The sequence below is a fragment of the Paraburkholderia sp. RL18-085-BIA-A genome (assembly GCF_046027075.1).
Taxonomy (GTDB): domain Bacteria; phylum Pseudomonadota; class Gammaproteobacteria; order Burkholderiales; family Burkholderiaceae; genus Paraburkholderia.
In genome coordinates this window covers 1-210 of record NZ_JARESU010000742.1, presented here as the reverse complement: position 1 = coordinate 210, position 210 = coordinate 1, and the positions used below count along the sequence as shown (strand labels likewise).

1 protein-coding gene is annotated in these 210 nt (G+C 61.9%); it reads right to left on the bottom strand.

Annotated features, from left to right (window positions below; genetic code table 11):
* Nucleotides 1-210: ATP-binding protein (locus tag P0D89_RS54640; RefSeq protein ID WP_408379966.1), on the bottom strand; the 210-nt coding region annotated here is incomplete at both ends.

The following is a 210-nucleotide window of genomic DNA, read 5'->3' as shown; positions in this document are numbered from 1 at the left end:
CCACGATGCAACGCCATGATCGATCGCACGATGGCGAGGCCGAGTCCCATGTTCTTCGCCGACCCTTGCCGCGCGGAATTGACTCGATAAAAGCGGTCGAAGATCTTGTCGATATGCTCGGGCGGGATGGTCTGGCCGGTGTTCGTGACTTCCACGGCGACATACTCGCCGGACCGGTAGGCGCGCAGCGCGATCTTCGATTGGGCGTCC